Origin of the sequence: Acinetobacter sp. 1000160 (genome assembly GCF_000588715.1) — a bacterium.
GTDB lineage: Bacteria > Pseudomonadota > Gammaproteobacteria > Pseudomonadales > Moraxellaceae > Acinetobacter > Acinetobacter courvalinii.
In genome coordinates, this window is sequence record NZ_JFWP02000015.1 from 1 (window position 1) to 14,501 (window position 14,501).

Consider the following 14,501-nt stretch of genomic DNA (forward strand, 5'->3'; position numbering starts at 1 on the left):
TTATGCAGTTACTTTAGCAACAACACCAGCACCTACAGTACGACCACCTTCACGGATCGCAAAACGTAGACCTGGGTCCATTGCGATCGGGTGGATTAACTCTACTGACATTTCTACGTTGTCACCAGGCATTACCATTTCTACGCCATCTTGTAATTTGATCGCGCCAGTTACGTCAGTTGTACGGAAGTAGAACTGTGGACGGTAACCGTTAAGGAATGGAGTGTGACGACCACCTTCTTCTTTAGAAAGTACGTATACTTCTGCATCGAATTTAGTGTGCGGCTTGATTGTACCTGGTTTAGCAAGTACTTGACCACGTTGTACGTCTTCACGCTTAGTACCACGAAGCAAGATACCACAGTTCTCACCTGCACGGCCTTCGTCAAGAAGTTTACGGAACATTTCTACGCCAGTTACAGTTGTTTTAACTGTATCTTTAATACCAACGATCTCGACTTCTTCACCAACTTTAACGATACCAGCTTCTACACGGCCTGTTACTACAGTACCACGACCAGAAATTGAGAATACGTCTTCGATTGGCATCAAGAATGCTTTGTCGATTGCACGTTCTGGTTCTGGAATGTAAGAGTCAAGCGCTTCAACAAGAGCGATAACTGCTGATTCGCCATATTGACCAGCATCACCTTCCAACGCTTTAAGCGCTGAACCACGGATAACTGGAGTGTCATCACCTGGGAAGTCATAAGTAGAAAGAAGTTCACGAACTTCCATTTCTACCAATTCAAGTAATTCTTCGTCATCAACAAGGTCACACTTGTTCAAGAATACAACGATGTAAGGTACACCAACCTGACGTGAAAGAAGGATGTGTTCACGAGTTTGTGGCATTGGACCATCAGTCGCAGCACATACAAGAATCGCGCCGTCCATCTGAGCAGCACCAGTAATCATGTTTTTAACATAATCGGCGTGGCCCGGGCAGTCTACGTGAGCGTAGTGACGGATTGGAGAATCGTATTCTACGTGTGATGTATTAATTGTAATACCACGTGCTTTTTCTTCAGGAGCTGAGTCGATTTGTGAGTAATCTTTCGCTTCACCGCCGTAAGTTTTTGCACAGATCGTTGCAATCGCAGCAGTTAAAGTTGTTTTACCATGGTCAACGTGACCAATTGTACCCACGTTTACGTGTGGTTTATTACGTTCAAACTTGGCTTTAGCCATGATGATCTTCCTTTATAAACTGCTCATGAGGGTCGCCCATGAGCACTTGGTTTTTTAACTAAATTTTAGTTGGGTAATATAGTAATCGAAAGATTACTCGTCGTCACCTTTTTTACCGCCAGCTTGGAACTTAGCGATGATGCCTTCCGCCACGTTACGTGGAGTTTCAGCGTATTTAGCGAATTCCATAGAGTAAGTCGCGCGACCTTGAGACATAGAACGCATTTGAGTCGCGTAACCGAACATCTCAGCAAGTGGAACTTCTGCTTTAATTGCTTTTGTTCCGCCAGGAAGATCGTCCATACCCTGAACCATACCACGACGACGGTTTAAGTCACCCATGATATCGCCCATGTAGTCTTCTGGAGTTTCGACTTCAACTTTCATGATTGGTTCAAGAAGGATAGGATCTGCTTTCATGAAACCGTCACGGAAAGCGTATGAACCTGCCATTTTGAACGACAATTCATCAGAGTCGACATCGTGGTAAGAACCGTCGAATAATGTCGCTTTGATACCCACAACAGGGTAACCAGCCAATACACCATTCTTCATACGTTCTTGAATACCTTTGTCAACCGCACCAAAGAATTCTTTAGGTACAGTACCGCCGACAACTTCTTCAGCGAATTCGTATTCTTTACCAGCTTCTTCAACATCCATAGGCTCTAAACGAACATATACATGACCGAATTTACCTTTACCACCTGTTTGACGAACAAACTTACCTTCTTGTTCAACAGACTTTTTGATGGTTTCACGGTAAGCAACCATTGGTTTACCAATGTTCGCTTCAACGCTGAACTCACGCTTCATACGGTCAACGATGATGTCAAGGTGAAGCTCACCCATACCAGCAATAATTGTTTGACCAGATTCTTCGTCTGTACGAACGCGGAACGATGGATCTTCTTTCGCCAAACGACCTAAAGCGATTGACATTTTTTCTTGGTCAGCTTTAGTTTTTGGTTCAACAGCCAATGAAATTACTGGCTCTGGGAATTCCATACGCTCAAGTGTAATGATGTTTTTCTCATCACATAATGTATCACCCGTAGTAACGTCTTTAAGACCTACACACGCTGCGATATCACCTGCACGGATTTCATCAAGATCTTGACGTTCGTTCGCATGCATTTGCACGATACGACCGATACGTTCACGCTTAGATTTAACTGGGTTATAAACCGGATCACCTTGTTTAAGAACACCAGAGTAAACACGTACGAATGTTAAGTTACCTACGAACTTGTCGTTCATGATTTTGAACGCAAGCGCAGAGAACGGAGCTTCGTCAGATGCTTCACGAGACGCTTTAGTTTCGTCTTTGTCGTCAAGGATACCTTCAATTGCTTTAACTTCTGTTGGAGAAGGCAAGAATTGAATTACAGCATCCAACATACGTTGAACACCTTTGTTCTTGAACGCAGAACCACAAAGCATAACTTGAATTTCAGATGCCAATGTACGAGCACGTAAGCCAGCGATGATTTCTTCTTTAGAAAGATCGCCTTCTTCTAGGTACTTGTCCATTAACTCTTCAGATGCTTCAGCCGCAGCTTCAACCATCTTAGTACGCCATTCGTTTGAAGTTTCAACGAGGTCAGCAGGAATATCACCGTATTCGAACTTCATACCTTGAGATGCTTCATCCCAGATAATCGCTTTCATTTCGATAAGGTCAACTACACCTGTAAATGTATCTTCAGCACCGATTGGCACAACGATAGGTACAGGATTACCGCCTAAACGTGTTTTAACTTGCTCAACAGCACGGAAGAAGTTTGCACCAGTACGGTCCATCTTGTTCACGAATGCTAAACGAGGCACTTTATATTTGTTTGCCTGACGCCATACAGTTTCAGACTGAGGTTGTACGCCACCAACTGCACAGTAAACCATGCACGCACCGTCAAGAACACGCATAGAACGTTCAACTTCGATTGTGAAGTCTACGTGTCCCGGTGTATCAATTACGTTGATACGGTGTTGTTGGAATTGGTTAGCCATACCAGACCAGAAACAAGTTGTAGCAGCAGAGGTAATTGTAATACCACGCTCTTGCTCTTGTTCCATCCAGTCCATTGTTGCTGCACCGTCGTGTACTTCACCGATTTTGTGAGATACACCTGTGTAGAACAAAATACGTTCTGTTGTAGTTGTTTTACCTGCGTCAATGTGCGCAGAAATACCGATGTTACGGTAATTACTAATTGGGGTTTGGCGAGCCATGATGTCTACATTCCTAAATGTTATATTTAAAACAGGACGCATCAATTAAATTGATGCGCACGAATATCCAAGCAGGCAACTTAAATACCCGCAAAGCCTCCACTTTGATAGAGAGCGATGTTGAATCGAGCTGCAGTACGCATGAATATTCTCCTGATTAGGGACTGTTTTATCCGCTTAGAAACGGTAGTGAGAGAAGGCTTTGTTGGCTTCAGCCATACGATGCACGTCTTCACGTTTTTTGATCGCTGCACCTTTACCTTCAGCTGCATCAAGCAACTCACCAGCAAGACGTAAAGCCATCGTTTTTTCAGAACGCTTAGCAGCAGCATCTACTAACCAACGCATCGCTAGAGCAGTACGACGGGATGGGCGTACTTCCATAGGTACTTGATAAGTAGCACCACCAACACGGCGTGCTTTTACTTCAACCATAGGACGAACTTTTTCAAGAGTAGTCTCGAAAAATTCAACTGGGTCTACTTTGTTTTTTTCTTGAACGCGGTCTAAAGCACCGTAAACGATACTTTCAGCAATAGATTTTTTACCATCTTGCATTACGTGGTTCATGAATTTAGCGATTGTTTGGCTGCTAAATTTTGGATCTGGAAGGATCTCACGAGCAGCGACTACGCGACGTCTTGGCATTTTAATACACCTAATAATATGACACTTCAGGATAATCCAGCAGTTTGTACAAGTGTCATGTACACGACGCTGGCCTTACTATACGTCGCTTGAATTACAAATCTATGAAGAATTCAAACAAGCGAAACGCTAAAGGGTTGCTTGGGCTATTTTCCTAGAATTACTTCTTAGGACGCTTAGCACCGTATTTAGAACGTGACTGGTTACGATCTTTAACGCCAGCACAGTCTAAAGAACCACGAACGGTATGGTAACGTACACCTGGTAAGTCTTTAACACGACCACCACGGATAAGAACAACACTGTGCTCTTGTAGGTTATGGCCTTCACCACCGATATAGCTAGATACTTCAAAACCTGAAGTTAAGCGAACACGGCAAACCTTACGCATTGCTGAGTTAGGTTTTTTAGGTGTAGTAGTATAAACACGTGTACATACACCACGACGTTGTGGACAAGCCTTCAACGCAGGAACTTTTGATTTTTCAATCAAAGTCGTACGACCCTTACGGATCAACTGATTTGTTGTTGCCATTTGGCAATTCTCCCGTTATTAAACAACCTTAAAAAAAGAAAACGACCTCTTTTTAAGGGCACATAATTGTAAGCTAAGAAGTAAAAATGGTCAACATTGTTAGTGCTGACCATTTCTTGGGTTTGTTGTGTTTTGATGTCTAAGACATCAGCCTATGATTAGCTATGTTTTGTTGAAGCAGGTTCGACATCAATTGATTTCTGCTCAGGCGCAACTTGCGCTTCAGCTTCATCGAAAATCTCTTCCTGTTCTGCCTTCAATGCGGGTTGCTGTTCAGTATGCTCATGCTCAACCACATGCTGCTCTGCAAGTTGTTGAATTCCTTCCCCTACTTTTTCATCCACTGGCGGTTTGACTGCATCCGTGTCTTTTGCCTGGATCGAAACCTTGGCAATCACATCATTCTTTGGCGCATCTGAAGCTGTAGTCTGCGTAGCAGCAGGCTCTACATTATCCGGCTTCTGTTCAGTGGCAACCTCAGCCCCCTCCCCATCCAGAGTCTGATCCTGTTCTGTCTTCAACGCAGGTTGCTGTTCAGTATGTTCATGTTCAGCCACATGCTGTTCTGCAAGCTGTTGAATTCCTTGCTCTACCTTCTCATCAACCGGCGTTTTGGCAACATCACTATCTTTGGCCTGAATTGAAACACTGCTAATGACATCATTTTTTGGTGCATCTGAAATCACACCCTGCTTAACCTCTTCCCCACTTGTATTTAATAAGCGCGGTGCTGCCTTTTTCAATAAAGTCTCGGCTTTATAGTAGGCTTCCAGTGGAGAAATGTTTTCATCCGGGTGCTCATTTAAATAGAAACGCGCTGCACCAAAAATAGCTTGTGATTTGTGCCCGACATCTTCCAGCAGTCTCCAGCTATAAAAACCGCTCAACACAGCTCCGGCAACAGGGGTTAGCTTACCGACCACGGAAACTTGAGGAACACGGTTTAACCAGCCAAATTTAAATTGTCCTTGTTCATCTCCCAGCCACTTCTTGACCAAATCAAAATCATTATTCGATCCGAGTAGTTGCTGAAACTGTTGCAGGTCGTGTGTTTCCAGCATTGACTTCAAGGCTTTTAAAGCCACCAGCAGGGTTTGTTTTTCAGCAACTAGACTTAGATCAATTTCCTTAAAGATAAACGCCACAATCTCTTGATCGGCTTCTTCCGACAAATCAAAGCCATGGGAACGCCCTGTCTGATAAATGGTTCGCAAGGTCAAAACAATTGATGCAGGAATATCGATGGCTGCGCCCCATACACCTGTTGCCCCTGTGACCGCACCCTGAACAGCTGCCAATAATTTATTCTGCTCAATCAGGGCCTGACTTAAACGTTGGGAACGACCTGTATCTTTGGTGAGTTCGATAATATCCTTGACCCCTGCTTCTTCAAGGATTTTTTCAGTCAGGGAACTATTCGAACTGAACTCGTTCAGCCACTGGAATAAATAGTCAGAGGCTTTTTCTCCCAGATCAGGCGATACGAAAGACGCGATACTGTTTACGCGCGTGTAATGACGACCTAGAAACTGATGTGAAAGTTTAGGAAATTGCTGACGTAACATTTGTTGTGGACTTTCATATTTTTCCACTTCAAACGGGCTTTTAAAACGAGCTTTTCCTTCAACCGTCTTGGAAGTGTTTGCAAGTTCCGCCCCAGATGTAATCGGCGCTACTTGAAATTTTTGTAATTCAGAACTGAGCTTTTTAGCCACTCCAAAGGCTTGTGCAAATAAACCTGAAGATTGCTTGTTTTTAGATTTTGTCATCAAGAACCTCTGTTGTGTAATATGTGAATTTCTAGGTAAATACTAGGTTGAATGCAGATTTATCTCAACTTTTATGTGTGTACTTTCATTACGTTTCGTCACCAGAACTGCAATATTTACGAATATTTACACAACTGGAAATAGGCATAAGATTTGCCATAAGAAATAAAAAACCTTTCTGCTATCATGGTGTCATTCACTCATAAGCCATTCTAATCGTTATTTTCTCCTGATTTGTATTCATAGCGAGATGCACAGGGCTTAAGTATTACCATAAAAGGGATCTGTAAATGAAACGTGTTGTAATCACTGGTATGGGCATTAACTCATGTATCGGTAACTCTTTAGAAGAGGTCACTCATTCTTTAAAAAATGGAATCTCAGGCACACGTTTAAACCCAACTTATGCAGAACTGAATTTCAAGAGCCATGTTAGCGCTGCAGCTGAACAGGATTTTGATGGCATTGACCGCAAACTGAAACGTTTTATGGGTGTTTGCGCCATGTATGCCTATAACGCGGCAGTCGCAGCAGTTGAGCATGCGGGACTAAAACAAGAAGATTTGGCAAATAATCCACGCTACGGTATTGCCGGTGGTTCTGGTGGTAACTCAACTGCCTCTGTTGCAGAAATGATCAAACTGCTAGAAGAAAAAGGTGCACGTAAAATCGGTCCTTTCTTCGTGCCGCGCAACATGTCAAATACCATTACTGCAAACGTTGGTGTTGCCTTTAAACTTCAAGGTGTGGCGCATTCGATTACCAGTGCATGTGCAACTTCTGCCGATGCAATTGGTTATGCTTATAACCTGATTCAATTGGGTAAACAGGATCTCATGCTTGCGGGTGGTGGTGAAGAAGATCACTGGTCACAAAGCTTGCTGTTTGATGCGATGGGTGCATTGTGTTCAAAATATAATGACACCCCGGAAACTGCTTCACGCCCATATTCAAAAGACCGTGACGGTTTCGTTATTGCTGGCGGTGGCGGTTTCGTCGTGCTTGAATCACTTGAACACGCACAGGCACGTGGTGCCAATATCCTTGCCGAAGTGATTGGTTATGCAGCAAATAGTGATGGTGCCGACATGGTTGCACCAAGTGGTGAAGGCGCAACACGCTGTATCATCATGGCACTGGATGAAGCAAAGCAGCATGGCGTCGAGCAGATTGACTATGTCAATACTCACGGCACATCAACACCGGCAGGTGACGTGACTGAGCTGAAAGCGATGGAACGTGCATTTGGTGAAGGTCAGGTTCCACCACTCAGCTCAACCAAATCGATGACTGGCCATAGCTTGGGTGCTGCAGGTGTTCAGGAAGCGATTTATTCTGTATTGATGATGCAAAATGACTTTATTGCACCGAACATCAACGTGACTGAGCTGGATGAAGGTGCACAAGGTTTCGATATTGTACTTGAAAAACGTGATGCAAAACTGAATACTGTCATGAGTAACAGTTTTGGTTTTGGCGGTGTAAACGCCTGCCTTATTTTCAAGAAGTGGGATGCATAATCCCGCTTAGCAGGATTATCGATGGATGCACCTTCTGATGCTTTCTTGTGGGTAAAAGCATTACATATTATTGCCGTGGTTTGCTGGTTCGCTGCTTTGTTCTACTTACCACGCCTTTATGTTTATCATGCCATGAGTGAAGATGCCGTCAGTCATCAACGCTTTGAAGTGATGGAACGTAAGTTGTATCGCGGGATTATGTGGCCGTCCATGATTGCCACATTAATTACCGCCCACTTTCTGGTCGACTGGGGTGATGCAACCCGGCATTATCATGAAGCCTTATGGTTTTATCTCAAGGTCGGTCTGGTCGGTCTGTTGGTAATTTATCACCTAGTATGTGGTTATTATCGTAAAAAACTGATTGGCAATGCCCACTACAAAACTCATAAGTTCTGGCGCTTCTTTAATGAGATGCCGACTCTGATCTTATTTGCGGTGGTTGTTCTGGTTGTGGTAAAACCTCAGTTCTAACTGAGGTTTTTTTATTTTAGAATTCAATACGTCCTATCAATTTTCATACTTGAAATTCAGATGATCAAAGCACTTCAACAGGCGCTAAGACAAATAAATAACTGGTTCATTGCAAACTTGATCGTACATCTCAAAATGAATCAGTTTCACTATCGCGGCTTAAGCTCTGGCGAGATTGAAATTGCACGTCCTGTGTTTGGTGACCTGATTGATTATGCACAGGTCAAAGTTTTTAATATTCCCTATCTGCCTTGGCAACCCGTAAATATATTTATGGCACCAAATGGCAATTTATTTGTACATCAAAAATATTTTAGTGCGGATTATTCAAAGTGCTCTGCCCCCTTACAAGGGATTTTTATTCATGAGCTGGCTCATGTCTTACAGTTTCAGCAACAGGTCCATGTCATTTTTAAAGGAGCAATGCTGCAATTGGGCTATTATCTCAGTTTTAAAACATACGATCCTTATCAATATCAATTCGAACCCGATAAAGCCTTTTCCAGCTACAACATCGAACAACAGGGAGATATTGCACGCGATATCTTCTTCAAGAAAATTCCCAATATTATTCTGAAAAAATAAAAAAGCCCTGTCATTCTATACAGGGCTTTTTAAGTTAAAGCATCGCAACGGGTGTTATGCAGCTGTGCCTTTGCCAGTTTCATTAGCAGGTTCATGATCGACATCCATATCTGTTGTAAAATCTACACGCATTGCATCCTTAACAATGGTACCCATACGTCCAAAGCCTATCGCTAAACCCAAAGCGATCACTGGCAATAAAATCGTTGAACTCATAATCTCTCACCTCATGTTATTTAAAAGAGAATCTGATATTTAAGCTTGTGGTTCTTGTTCACGGAACATGACCGTACCGATACGACCAACCACAACCGCTAAACCAAACGCAATAACTGGAAATAATAAAACTGACATATCAACCACCTCTTGATTTAAGTGTTGCAATACACTTGAGTAAGCTCAAAGTGTATAGCCATTCACATTAATCAGGATCATAGCAGTGCACAAATGTACACTCAAGTGTAGCAAAGATATTCCCGATAAACGGTATATAAAACATACAAAAATTAAACAAGCAATTGAAATAAATATATTTTTTATCAGGTACAGCTGTTCCTCATTTTTTTGAATTATTTAATAGCTTTATCAAAGCCGCTCTTTTTATTAGAAATTTTAGAATTTATTGCACTTGTCACCGGGATGTCATCTCAATAGGCGAAGATGACATGAAAAAAACTTGATGTGGTTATATTCAATTTATTCACAATCATGCACCATAACTACCTAAACATTGAGAAATGTTGCTTTTTCATACAGAAAAACTCGTTATTTTTACGCAGAAAAATGCGCATTTAGTATATATTAGTAAACTTGTCATTTTTCTTTAAGATATAAAATGTTTGGCGCCATGATATACAATCGTTTTTAACAACTATACTTATATAAATCAAAAACTTGTGTATCAAAACTTGTTAAGACTTAGGATTAGGTTTGAATGAAAAATTTTAAAATTGCCCTTGCTCAGTTCTCTCCGCATATTGGCAATGTTGACTCAAATACTCAAAAGATGATTGAGCAAGCAAATTTAGCGAAACAACAACAGGCTGATTTGATCATCTTTCCAGAACTTTCAACCATCGGTTACCCTGCGGAAGATTTAGTGCTTCGCCCAAATCTTCAAAAACGTACTCAAAAAGCTTTTGCCCAGCTAAGTGAAGTCAAAGATATCGTGATGGTATTTGGCTTTGTACATCAGACTGAAGATGGTCACCGTTATAATTCTGCTGCGGTAATGAAAGACGGTCAGGTACTGGGTATTTATAACAAACATAACCTGCCAAATTACGGTGTGTTTGACGAGAAACGTTACTTCCAGGAAGGCCATCAGCACCTTGTTTTTGAATATCTCGGTCATAAATTTGGCGTCCTGATTTGTGAAGATGTCTGGTCACTCAACACGGTTAAGCAGCTTGGCCAGCTCAATGTTGAAACCGTGCTGGTACTCAATGCTTCGCCTTATGAAGTGGGTAAACCACAGCACCGTATTCAGACCCTGAATGAATTGGCGAAACAGTTGCACCTTAATATTGTTTATGTCAACCAGGTTGGCGGTCAAGATGACCTGATCTTTGATGGTTCCAGCTTTGTCAGCAACAATAGCGGTGAGCTGGCATTACAGGCACCGAGTTTCCAGGAAGCTGTTCATTTTGCTGAATATGATGCAGAACAAAAACAGTTCAAGACAGCTGCAGCAGTTCCAGCTTTAGAAACCTTTGCTGAAATTTATCAAGCATTGGTCATGGCAACCCGTGACTATGTACAACGCTCAGGTTTCCCTGGGGTTATTTTAGGTTTATCTGGCGGGATCGATTCAGCATTAACCTTGGCAATTGCTGTTGATGCGATTGGGGCAGACAAAGTCCAGGCCGTGATGATGCCGTATACCTACACTTCACAAATGAGTGTTGAAGATGCGACTGAGCAGGCACGTCGTATGGGCGTGACTTTCGGTATTGCTGAGATTCATCCAATCGTGAATAGCTTCATGCAAACCCTATTCCCGTTCTTCGGCAATGCCCCTGCGGATGCGACAGAAGAAAACCTGCAGGCACGTACCCGTGGTACCCTGCTGATGGGCCTATCTAATAAATTTGGCAACCTTGTTCTTGCGACAGGCAACAAATCCGAGATTTCAGTCGGTTACTGCACACTTTATGGTGATATGGTCGGTGGCTTCTCGGTGCTTAAAGATGTCTACAAAACGATCGTGTTTGAACTGGCAAAATACCGTAACACACTGGAAGACACCCCCGTTATCCCGGCACGTGTGATTAGCCGTCCACCGTCAGCAGAACTCCGTCCAGATCAAAAAGATCAGGATTCATTACCTGCTTATGATGTACTTGATGCCATCTTGTATGCTTATATAGAAGAAGATCTCAGCCAGGCCGATATCATTGCCAAAGGTTATGAAAGCGATGTAGTCGAAAAAGTAATTCGTCTGGTAGATCGTAATGAATACAAGCGTCGTCAGGGCGCGATTGGGCCGCGGATCAGTTCACGTGCTTTCAGTCGTGAACGACGCTACCCGATCGTCAACGGATGGACCGCGAATGACTGAAAAAATTGTTTCTGAAAAGTCACAATTACTTGCTCAAGCACTTTTGCTTGAGCAAGTTAAGTTTTATAAAAATCAACTTACAACACAACTTTCCGCTGATTTCTTCCAGCAATTTATCCAGCTCTTTCTGCAACATGCACCCCATATTCAACTCAAAGAAGTGGTCGAATTAGCGCAGATTCAGGCTGTGGTCAAACGTTATGCTTTTGAAATGCAGCTGGGTGCAGGCTTACTGGAATTTATTGGCGAGATTGCCCAAAGACTGCATGTGTTTTCGCTACAGTCATCAGCCCAGTTACAAGATGTATTTTCAGACCATCAGTTTGAAATGTGGCTGTCCAAGTTTCTGGAACTTGAAAATATCCGTCATTATTTAAACCAGTTTCTAAAAGAAAGCCCTTCTATTCAGCAATTATGCCAATACATTGCGACCACAACCTTACAAAACAAACTACCTAAATTATTTACTCAGTCAGATGACGATAGAATTTCAGAAAGTAAATATGAGTGGCAACAAAAACTAAAAAGCTTTTCACATCGCCAGCAACAGCGTATTGAACAGAAAATTGAAGAAAGTATTGCCCGGTTTATTCAAGAACAGCTGGCCGATCTTAGTCTGCTGTCTAATGACGATCTGGAAAGTCTGGCGCGTAATGTCTGGGATGACAATAAAGCCAAACCTTTATCAGAATATACCAAACAGGTCACGCCACTGGATGTGGAAGAATTCTTTGTCATGATTTATGAATACTGGAAAGAATTACGCCAGTCCGCATTCATACAGGATTTAATCCTTTACGGCGTCAAAGTCTTTTATGATTTCTATAAAGATGAAAGTCTGGCCGATGTCTTTGCTGCCATTGGACTGGAAGAAGCCGACCTGCTGAATGAGGCAGTGCGTTTTTATCCCAAAGTTGTGGCCGCTTTAGATCAGCACGGTGTCCTCGAACCGATCATTACCCTGATCCTGAAACCGTTCTATGACAGCGCTGACACGCTCGCCGCCATCGAAAAACACCTATAAAAATAAAGCCTGTAAATAGATCATTTACAGGCTTATATACGTATCCATTATTTTCAAATCATATATATAGATAAAAAGAAACCACGCAGGAGCGTGGTTTTTAAAATGGTGGCTATGACGAGACTTGAACTTGTGACCCCCGCATTATGAGTGCGGTGCTCTAACCAACTGAGCTACATAGCCGTAAACTGTGTGCGCATTATCTAGCGTTACGTGCAACGGGTCAAGTCTATGATCTTGAAAACAGAAGACATATGCGTGGTTTTTGCACAAAGATATTATCAACTGTATATTTTTAACTCAAAGTCTGTTCTGATAGCAATTTCCCCCTCATCTTCCAGCCGATATTGCTCTGAATACTTCTTTTCGGCTTAATGTTTTTCCCGATAAGACGCGTAGGAACAGCCAATGCACGCCACCATAATCATGATAATTGCCAGAATCTGATAAAGATTCAATGCTTCTCCCAAAATGCACCATGCAGCTACAGCGCTAATCGCAGGTGAAGCGCTAAGTAACATCCCAAACACATGTGCAGCCAGTCTTTTCATCGCCACAATATCCAGCAAAAAAGGAATCATGCTTGAGAATAAGGAAACAAATACGCAGGTAAAGAAGACCTTATAGGAGCTCACCACTAAATCTAAATGCTGAAAACCCACAGGAAGAGCACATAACGCCGCCACCAACATTCCGACGGCGACAGAACTGCCACCAGCAGAAGCAACTCGTCGTCCATAGATGATATACAACCCCCAGCAGATCGCCGCCGCCAATGCCAACCCCATGCCTTGGTAACTAAAATTCTGGTTAACGCCTCCCAATGGCAATATGACGATTCCAATCAATGCACATCCGGCCCACAGCAAGTCCTGCTTACGCTTGGACATTAACATCGCAACAGTCAACGGACCGAGAACTTCTATGGAAATTGCAAGACCAACCGACATATAAGCAAAAGCCTTATAAACCAATACATTCATTCCACTGATAAACATGCCGTAAATCACCAGATTGCGCCAGTTGGTCTGCTGATAGAACAATTGCCACGGCCTGAAAATAACACAGAGAAGAATGGCGGCTATGCCAAGACGAACCAACGCAACTGTTTCTGGGCCTAAAACCGGAAACAGGGTTTTGGCCACTGATGCTCCGATCTGTACAGACACCAACGATAATGTCGCAGCGAGAAATGCAATGCTTTGTCGCGAATCCAGTCCGACCATGACCATGCCCCGTAATATAGAGATGCAATTTTAATTCACACCTCTCCGTTTAATTCTGCAATTTTATGCAAGAATACGAGTAAATTACGCTTTATTATTCTTAGGATGAGAGGTTTAATCGTGTCAGACATTTCATTGGATCAGTTCGATTATGCAATTTTAAGACAATTGCAACACGATAATAAAATGTCACATCGGAAAATAGCCGAACTGGTCAATCTCTCCCAAGCGTCAGTACAGCGGCGTATTGCCAGGCTTGAACAAGAACAGGTGATTGAGAAAAATTGCGCTGTACTCAACCCCAAAAAGTTTGGCGAAAAAATTACATCAATTATTGAAGTGCGTTTAGCAGAAGACCGTTCTATCGTGATGGATCGGGCCAAACAATATTTTGCCCATGTCGATGAGATCCAGCAGTGTTATTTCGTCAATGGTGGCGTTTCTTTTATTATCATTATGATTTCCGATACCTTATCCCATTTTGAGGCCTTGGTACGCAAGCACTTTGCAGATAATCAGGATGTCAGCACTTATCGGACACTGATCGTTTTAGATCGGGTCAAAGTCGGATTAGAGTTATCGATTTAAAAACAGCAGATAAAAAGAGACCACGCAGGAGCGTGGTCTATAAAATGGTGGCTATGACGAGACTTGAACTTGTGACCCCCGCATTATGAGTGCGGTGCTCTAACCAACTGAGCTACATAGCCGAAAACTGTGGGCGCATTATCTTAACT

12 protein-coding genes, 2 tRNA genes and 1 pseudogene are annotated in these 14,501 nt (G+C 42.6%); 6 read left to right on the top strand and 9 right to left on the bottom strand.

Features of this window, described 5'->3' with window-relative positions; translation table 11 throughout:
- The 5 genes and pseudogenes from tuf to J699_RS00430 form a co-directional block, all read right to left on the bottom strand.
- Window positions 1-1,191 (bottom strand): elongation factor Tu, encoded by a 1,191-nt coding sequence (gene tuf, locus J699_RS00450; RefSeq protein WP_005226388.1) that lies wholly within the window; start codon window positions 1,189-1,191, stop codon window positions 1-3.
- A gap of 93 nt (window positions 1,192-1,284) precedes the next feature.
- Window positions 1,285-3,423, bottom strand: a complete 2,139-nt coding sequence (gene fusA / locus J699_RS00445) for an elongation factor G (RefSeq protein WP_005229047.1) — start codon at window positions 3,421-3,423, stop codon at window positions 1,285-1,287.
- A 177-nt stretch (window positions 3,424-3,600) separates the two neighbouring features.
- On the bottom strand, window positions 3,601-4,071 hold the full coding sequence (rpsG, locus tag J699_RS00440; protein WP_004655203.1) for a 30S ribosomal protein S7: 471 nt from the start codon (window positions 4,069-4,071) through the stop codon (window positions 3,601-3,603).
- 160 nt (window positions 4,072-4,231) lie between these two features.
- Complete coding sequence (rpsL, locus tag J699_RS00435; RefSeq protein WP_004638184.1) at window positions 4,232-4,606, bottom strand: 30S ribosomal protein S12; 375 nt, start codon at window positions 4,604-4,606, stop codon at window positions 4,232-4,234.
- 428 nt (window positions 4,607-5,034) lie between these two features.
- Window positions 5,035-6,375 (bottom strand): annotated as a pseudogene (locus J699_RS00430) (EcsC family protein); the annotation flags it as partial.
- A gap of 290 nt (window positions 6,376-6,665) precedes the next feature.
- Here J699_RS00430 and J699_RS00425 point away from each other — a divergent pair.
- The 3 genes from J699_RS00425 to J699_RS00415 are packed head-to-tail and all read left to right on the top strand — an operon-like array spanning window position 6,666 to window position 8,954.
- Complete coding sequence (locus J699_RS00425; protein WP_004805136.1) at window positions 6,666-7,895, top strand: beta-ketoacyl-ACP synthase II; 1,230 nt, start codon at window positions 6,666-6,668, stop codon at window positions 7,893-7,895.
- A gap of 21 nt (window positions 7,896-7,916) precedes the next feature.
- On the top strand, window positions 7,917-8,369 hold the full coding sequence (locus J699_RS00420) for a CopD family protein (RefSeq protein WP_032867909.1): 453 nt from the start codon (window positions 7,917-7,919) through the stop codon (window positions 8,367-8,369).
- Between the two features lie 60 nt (window positions 8,370-8,429).
- Complete coding sequence (locus tag J699_RS00415; protein ID WP_009507034.1) at window positions 8,430-8,954, top strand: hypothetical protein; 525 nt, start codon at window positions 8,430-8,432, stop codon at window positions 8,952-8,954.
- A gap of 54 nt (window positions 8,955-9,008) precedes the next feature.
- Here J699_RS00415 and J699_RS19665 read toward each other — a convergent pair whose 3' ends face one another.
- On the bottom strand, window positions 9,009-9,170 hold the full coding sequence (locus tag J699_RS19665; RefSeq protein ID WP_005229043.1) for a hypothetical protein: 162 nt from the start codon (window positions 9,168-9,170) through the stop codon (window positions 9,009-9,011).
- 718 nt (window positions 9,171-9,888) lie between these two features.
- Here J699_RS19665 and J699_RS00410 point away from each other — a divergent pair.
- Together J699_RS00410 and J699_RS00405 are read left to right on the top strand one after the other, a co-directional pair.
- The gene (locus tag J699_RS00410) at window positions 9,889-11,514 is read left to right on the top strand and encodes an NAD+ synthase (RefSeq protein WP_032882994.1); all 1,626 of its coding nucleotides are present in this window, start codon (window positions 9,889-9,891) and stop codon (window positions 11,512-11,514) included.
- On the top strand, window positions 11,507-12,538 hold the full coding sequence (locus J699_RS00405; RefSeq protein ID WP_032867914.1) for a hypothetical protein: 1,032 nt from the start codon (window positions 11,507-11,509) through the stop codon (window positions 12,536-12,538). The genes J699_RS00410 and J699_RS00405 overlap by 8 nt, the downstream gene beginning before the upstream one ends.
- 106 nt (window positions 12,539-12,644) lie before the next feature.
- Here the strand turns inward: J699_RS00405 and J699_RS00400 are convergent.
- Window positions 12,645-12,721: transfer RNA gene (locus tag J699_RS00400), tRNA-Met, on the bottom strand.
- Between the two features lie 188 nt (window positions 12,722-12,909).
- A complete protein-coding gene (locus J699_RS00395) occupies window positions 12,910-13,764 on the bottom strand; it encodes an EamA family transporter (protein WP_032868281.1) in 855 nt (284 codons plus the stop codon).
- Between the two features lie 120 nt (window positions 13,765-13,884).
- Between J699_RS00395 and J699_RS00390 the strand changes: the two genes are divergently transcribed.
- On the top strand, window positions 13,885-14,352 hold the full coding sequence (locus J699_RS00390) for an Lrp/AsnC family transcriptional regulator (protein ID WP_009507109.1): 468 nt from the start codon (window positions 13,885-13,887) through the stop codon (window positions 14,350-14,352).
- Between the two features lie 45 nt (window positions 14,353-14,397).
- Here the strand turns inward: J699_RS00390 and J699_RS00385 are convergent.
- Window positions 14,398-14,474: transfer RNA gene (locus tag J699_RS00385), tRNA-Met, on the bottom strand.
- Between the last annotated feature and the right edge of the window lie 27 nt (window positions 14,475-14,501).